Raw genomic sequence first — 6,870 nt, 5'->3', positions numbered from 1 at the left:
ATCTATAAGGGGTCACCTCCGTAGCATTAAACTTTGGTCGGTAAAATGATTTGGGAGGCTTCTTATAGATGTATTTTATTACAACAAAAAGAATGTTGGAAGTATGTTTTTCAACACACCCCAACATTCAGTATAGAACCTTTCTTCCAAAATAGAAGAAAAAAGGAAAAATAGTATTGGATTTTGTCGAGAAAAGTGATAGACTAATGCTAACCTTTGCCTTGTTTTTCTTGCATTGCAGATCGAGGATGTATCTTTATCCTGGTTGCTAATATGTGCAGAAACAATGGAGATACAGGGGATGAAAACCGGCATTTACGGAAGGGAAAATCATGGATTGGTTAAAGAAAAACAGAGAGGCATTGAGAAACGCGCTGATCGGAATCTGCATGGTGGGAATTACCGTATTTGTCTGGTATAGCGTTGGACTGTATCGGCAGAGGCGGGCAACTGAGGAGATGATCGCGATGAATCGCGCCAATCAGACTCAGATGAGTCAACAGCAGGGCAGTGATGGAAATTCCACTTCCGGTTCTCTGAATTCATCGAATGATGGAAATACGGGAAATCTGGAAAATGGAGCAAGTTCATCGACAGACGCTTCGGGAGTTCCGGGTACTGATTCTGGTTCTGCGAATTCTGAGGAGGCAGAGATGGGAGACTATCTCGTTGATCTCAGTCAGGACACGGTGACCTGGAATGGAAAGACCTACCGCAGAAATACCTACATTCACACGATTCTCTGTCTCGGTATCGACCGTACCGACGATATGGTCGGAACACGAGAGCCGGGAGAAGCAGGACAGAGTGATGGTATTTACCTGATCGCTCAGGATACGGTTCGCAATCAGATCAAGATTTTGATGATTCCGCGAGACACGATGACAAGGATTGTGATCACGGACAAGAACAATCAGGAACTTGGAACGAGAGTGGACCATCTGAATACTGCATATGGATATGGCGATGGTGAGAAACTCAGCTGTGATCTTGCAAAGCGAGCTGTGACGAATCTTCTTCAGGGGATTCCGATTGACCGCTATATGGCGGTGGATATCGTGGTGCTTTCCAAGCTGAATGACGCAGTCGGCGGTGTCACCGTCACGATTCCGACAGATGGCATGGAGAAACGCGATCCGGCATTTGTCAAGGGAGCTCAGGTCACGCTTCACGGAGATCAGGCAGAAGCCTTTATCCGTTATCGTGATATCGAGCGAGACAATTCCGCACTGTTTCGTATGAACCAGCACAAGGAATATATGGAGCAGTTTTTCAAGGCAGTCAAGCAGAAGTCAAAAGAGGACAGTCAGATTGTGACGAACATGTTTGATATGATTCAGGACTATATGCAGACGGATATGCCGAAGGATGAGTACATGAAGATTGCGATCGATGTGCTTGGCAGTGGAAGTCTTGGAGATGACAATTTCCGAATGATTCCGGGTGTCGGCACAGCGACAGATACTTACGATGAATTCCATGCAAACATCCAGCAGATGATTCCGATTCTTTTGCAGATGTTTTACAGGGAAGTATAACTCAGAGTGGATGACCCACTCTGAGTTATACGCTCCGCGAGAATGCGCAGTGATTCTGATTGGAAGATGTCAGCAGAGCTGACCAGAATCACGCGCCAAGTCTCCGTGAGCGTCGACTTGAATAAAACTAGACAAGCAATAATCAGTCCGCTTGCGGTCTGTTATTGAAAATAAATATCCCATTTGTTTATGGGAAGGAAGGTGGAGACAATGAAAAAGAGAGGTCTGAAATTAGCAGCAGTTGTGATGGCTCTGGCAATGGTACCGGCAGTTGCATTTGCAGCAGGTTCTATAGTTACGGACAGAGATAACAGTGACACTACTTCTACCACGGATAATACGTTTTCCGGCGGTACAAGCAGTACTGGTAGTGTAACTCAGGGTAATGGTACTGTAACAAATACCACAACCACAACTACTACAACCACAACCGATAGCACGGTATCTCAGGGTTCCAATGTTATCACAGCTGGAAATGGAGAGACTGTAAGTGCTACGGCAACAAGCACCCAGACAACTGCAACAGGAGAGAGCGTAACCACAGGTTCTGTTTCTGATGTAACGACTGAGAGCGGTTCCAAGATTACCTATGCAGGAAATGCAACCGTAACCGTAGAGGATACAACTGGTGTTGCAACGAACGTTAAGGTTCTGAGCGGTTCTGAGGTTAATACTGCAGATGTTAGTGCTGAGCTGAGCACTCTGCGTCAGGCAGTAACGGCTGGTACTTCTACCGATGCTGCAACTGCTACGGTAAAGGCACAGGGATTCCAGTCCACTGGTATTACTGAGAGCGTATTTATGACCGATGCTACCAGCAATGTAGAGGTTCAGAGAAACACCGAGTACGGATATGTATGTGCTGGTCTGAGAGCTGATGCTCAGGTAAGCGTTGTATTCGTAAACAACAACGGTACTACTCAGGTTCTGAGTGTACGTCGTGTTGGTGATATCCTGTACTTCGTACTGCCGGCATCTGGCCAGATCACCATTTACACCAAATAAGAAATCCCTAGGGATTTTCTGATCCGAAAGGAAGAAGTTCGATGAGAGCTTCTTCCTTTTTTTGTTTTATGACAGGTTCTCGTCGGAAAAGGGTAAGGATATCGTAAGTTGACTATACAATTTTCTTCCACTATAATAAAAGTACAATCAAAAGACTCTTATGAAAGAAAAAAAGAGCTTAAGGGATTGCAAAGAAATTTTGATGATTTCGGGAATTTCATAAAAATTTGTGAGGGAAATGAGAGAATTTCATTTTGATAACAGGAAAGTGGGGGTTGACAATGAGAAAGAATAATTTGCGAGCGTTGTGCATGAGTGCGATGATCGGTGTGGCGGGAGTCACTGGAACCGTCGGAGCAGTGGCGAATGTCGGAATGACGGTTGCATATGCGGCGGATAAGGCAGTGACGAAGGTGACGCTGAGGGTGGATTCCAAGCTGAAGCCGGGAGATACTCTGCCATCGATTTCTTACAACAATTCTGGAGAAAGCACAAGTGCAGGAGACGGAGAGATTGTAGTCAGCAATACATCGGATACCTATTCGATCGTGGATGCTGAGTGGACGACATCGACGAGCAAGGTGATGGAAGTTGGACAACAGCCTCAGATGAAGTTGACATTGAGACCGAATTCTGTTGGCGGAGATCAGTACCAGTTTAAGGGTACTTACCGTTCTAGCAATGTCAGCATCCGCAAAGCAGATTTTGTGAGTGCAAGCAAGAGCGGAGGCGATCTGATTGTCAAGGTCAAGGTTCGTGCGGTGGAGGGAACGTTCTCCGCACCGGACAATGCTTACTGGAAGGACAACAGCAAGGGAACTGCGCGCTGGGATGAGCCGGAGGACGGCGGAACCGGACGCTATGAGGTGGAGCTTCGCAGAGGTTCCTCCAAGGTGTATTCGACGGAGACGAATAATCGCTCCTTCAACTTCTACCCGTATATGACGAAGAAGGGAACCTACACCTTCCGTGTTCGCACGATCGCAAAGACGACAAAGGAAAAAGATTACGGAGACAAGAGTGACTGGGTAGAGTCCGATGAGCTCTATCTCGCAGAGGAAGATGTATCGGATGGAAGCGGTCAGGAGAGCAGTAGCTCCACGATCACCGCTGGAGGTCCGGGAACTTCGAATACTCCGGGTGGAAATACGAATGTCGGCTGGAGACAGTCTGGCGGAAGCTGGTATTTCTACTATCCGGACGGAAGCTACCAGAAGAATGGCTGGAGCGCGATTGGCGGAAGCTGGTATCTGTTCAATAGCAGTGGACAGATGCTCACGGGATGGCAGACGATCAATGGTCAGACCTACTACCTGTCGGACAGCGGAGCAATGCTGACAGGATGGATTCAGTGGGGCGGACGTTGGTATTACTTGAATACGACACCGGATCAGTACCAGGGGGCCCTGGTGAAGGGACGCTGGTGGACTGTGAATGGCAAGGCTTGCTACCTAGGTGCGGACGGTGCGAGAGCGACTGGCTGGACGCAGGTGGATGGAAACTGGTACTACTTCTATCCGGACAGCGGTGCAAGAGCAGAGAACACCTATGTGGATAGCTTTTATGTAGATCAGAATGGTGTCTGGGTACACTAGATACCAGATTGACCAAGGCAGAATCAGAGAATAGAATCGTTGACTGAATGACTGAATGACTGAATGACTGAATGACTGAATGACTGAATGACTGAATGACTGAATGACTGAATGACCGGGAGGGGCTTGTTGAATTTCCTCCCGGTTACTTTTTTCTGAGATTTCCTGATGGGATACCGGGTGGATTCACAGGATTTTCAAATTTTTCTGTTATATTAAATATATTGGATAACTCATGGAATGTATTTACGCTTTAAACGCGAAAAGTCCATTTGATCAGAAAGGAAACGGAATGAAGCGAAGAGCGAACAGTCGGGGAGAGAATAGTCAGAGACAAGATGGAAATCATTCGGGAGCATGGAGGGCAGTGAGACGAACGCTTGCGAGAGTGTGCCTGTGCGGAATCGTGCTTGCGGGGACGGCAGGGGCGAGCATCCTGCCGGTTATGCATGCATATGCGTCGGATAAGGCAGTTGAGACCGTTTATCTCTCCACATCCAAGCATGCGTGGTGGGAGACCGATACGGTTGGAAGATGGAATTCTGTCAGCAAGGCGCACGAGTATCAGGTTAAGCTCTATATTGCAGATGATTTTGATCTGGATACGGATGATGAGGATAGCGGAGTGATTACACTGACTGATTCCAAACTCAATGAGCTGACTCAGGACGCGGAGTGCGTGATGATGAAGCGAACGACGGAGACCAGTTATGATTTCTCCCCTTATATGAAGGATCTTCACACCTATATCTTTGTTGTCAGGGCGGTTCCGAAACTCAGTGAACAGCAGTATGTGAAAGCCGGAGACTGGGTTGCCTCTCCGACCGCAGACTTCAAGGAAAATCAGGTTCAGGGAATCACAGGCGGAAAGTGGCGCAACTATCTTGAGGGAACAAAGTATGAGACCGAAGATGGAGAGTTTCTTACCGAAGGTTGGCAGAGGATTCAGGGTGTCTGGTATCTGTTTGACGAAAATGGATATCGCCTGAGTGGCTGGCAGACCGTAGATGGAGTTCGCTATTATCTCGATGAAGACAAGGGAATGCTTGCGACGGGTTGGTTTGTCTGGGAGGACAACTGGTATTATGCAGATAAGACAGGTGCGATGCAGACGGGATGGATCATGGATCAGCCGGGAAAATATTATTACCTGAATGAAGATGGCACGATGGCGCATGATACAGTCGTGGATGGCTATACGCTTGACAGTAAGGGGCTTCGTCAGTAACAAACAGAAAGAAAAGCGGGTTATTAGGCATATGCGCGTGAACAGGAACAAAAGCGACAGTCTGACGGAAAAAAGTTCGTCGGGCTGTCGCTTTCTTGTATGAGTGGAGAATCGTACCGTATCGTATTATGTTACGGCACGAGTTTTGCAAGCTCCGGGAAGAGTCCGAGACTGCGTTTTAAGATTCCTTTCATAAACGCAATCGTGATGCCATAATTCGTAAATGGAATTCCGGCATCGAGCGCGGATTTTTGCCGGTAGAGAACCTCACGCTCATTGAGCATACAACCACCGCAGTGAATTACCAGTTTAAAGTTTGACAGGTCTTCCGGGAAACCAAGACCGGAGCTTGTCTCGATCTCAAGCGATTTTCCGGTGCAAGCTCGGAGCCAACCGGGAATCTTGACGGTTCCGATGTCCCCGCACTGACGGTGATGGGTGCATCCCTCGGAGATCAGAATCCGATCGCCGTCCTTCAAGGTGGAGATTGCGGAGACTCCGCGAACCGCTGTCTCTAAAAATCCCTTGTAGCGCGCCATAAGAATCGAGTAAGAGGTCAGCGGAATCTCGTTTGGAACAAGCCGACTCACAAGACCGAAAGCCTGACTGTCCGTGATGACCATAGAGGGTTTGATTTCACTTGTCTGAAAGCGGGTAAGCGTCTCCTCAAGCTCGGTTTCCCGACAGACAATAGAGATTGCGCCGGCCTCTAAGACCTCGCGGATCATCATCTGCTGGGGCAGAATCAGGCGTCCCTTTGGCGCAGACTCATCGATCGGAATGACCTGAATCACGAGATCACCGGGATGCAACAGATCGCGGACAAGTGCACGGGCGGGCTTCCCGGTTTGAATCAGCGAGGCGATGCGCTCTTTTAACTCCTGAATGCCGATGTTTTTCTGCGCACTGACACAAAGCATGTTGGCATTAGAAAGGTTGCTACCGGAACGTGTAGTGTCAGAAATCGCGGTGCGAGAAATTGCAGTGCCGGAAATCCCGTTCCCTGAAAGATTCGTAATAGTTGCAGAGAAATCGAGGCTCTGAGGTTCCTGAAATGCAGGAAGATCACATTTATTAAAAACAATGAGAAATGGAATCTCTTTCTCTTTAAACAGATTGAGAAGTTCCAGATCGGCAGTGCCAAGTCCTTCCGTGCCGTCCACGATGAGAACCGCACAGTCGGCGCGGTTTAAGATCTGCCGGGTGCGTTTGATGCGCTGTTCTCCCAGACTTCCCTCATCGTCGAATCCGGGTGTGTCAATAATCACAACCGGACCGAGTGGGAGGAGTTCCATAGATTTCGTTACCGGGTCGGTTGTCGTTCCCTTTGTATCGGAGACGACAGACATTTGCTGACCGGTGATCGCGTTGACAATACTGGATTTTCCGGCATTTCGTCGCCCGAAAAATCCGATATGAATCCGCTCAGCGGATGGAGTTGCATTCAATCCCATAATAGATTCCTCTCATAAATCGAATCATAAATCGAAATGATAAAATGACG

5 protein-coding genes are annotated in these 6,870 nt (G+C 48.0%); 4 read left to right on the top strand and 1 reads right to left on the bottom strand.

What is annotated here, in order from left to right; all coding sequences use genetic code 11:
* Window positions 1-332: 332 nt before the first annotated feature.
* The 4 genes from ACR0QT_RS10455 to ACR0QT_RS10440 all read left to right on the top strand — a co-directional run bounded on the left by ACR0QT_RS10455 (window position 333) and on the right by ACR0QT_RS10440 (window position 5,366).
* Window positions 333-1,538, top strand: coding sequence for an LCP family protein (locus tag ACR0QT_RS10455; RefSeq protein ID WP_432630725.1), 1,206 nt, complete (start codon window positions 333-335; stop codon window positions 1,536-1,538).
* 210 nt (window positions 1,539-1,748) lie between these two features.
* Window positions 1,749-2,543: a hypothetical protein gene (locus tag ACR0QT_RS10450; protein ID WP_432630724.1), complete on the top strand. Its 795-nt coding sequence runs from the start codon at window positions 1,749-1,751 to the stop codon at window positions 2,541-2,543.
* Window positions 2,544-2,824: 281 nt separating this feature from the next.
* Window positions 2,825-4,138, top strand: a complete 1,314-nt coding sequence (locus ACR0QT_RS10445; RefSeq protein ID WP_432630723.1) for an N-acetylmuramoyl-L-alanine amidase family protein — start codon at window positions 2,825-2,827, stop codon at window positions 4,136-4,138.
* A gap of 292 nt (window positions 4,139-4,430) precedes the next feature.
* Window positions 4,431-5,366: an N-acetylmuramoyl-L-alanine amidase family protein gene (locus tag ACR0QT_RS10440; protein ID WP_432630722.1), complete on the top strand. Its 936-nt coding sequence runs from the start codon at window positions 4,431-4,433 to the stop codon at window positions 5,364-5,366.
* 131 nt (window positions 5,367-5,497) lie between these two features.
* On the opposite strand, the gene hydF is transcribed toward ACR0QT_RS10440, so the two are convergent.
* Window positions 5,498-6,820: a [FeFe] hydrogenase H-cluster maturation GTPase HydF gene (gene hydF, locus ACR0QT_RS10435; RefSeq protein ID WP_432630721.1), complete on the bottom strand. Its 1,323-nt coding sequence runs from the start codon at window positions 6,818-6,820 to the stop codon at window positions 5,498-5,500.
* Window positions 6,821-6,870: the final 50 nt, after the last annotated feature.

The sequence above is a fragment of the Brotaphodocola sp. genome (assembly GCF_050873365.1).
In the GTDB taxonomy this organism is placed as follows: domain Bacteria; phylum Bacillota; class Clostridia; order Lachnospirales; family Lachnospiraceae; genus Brotaphodocola.
This window is presented reverse-complemented; position numbering and strand designations above follow the sequence as displayed.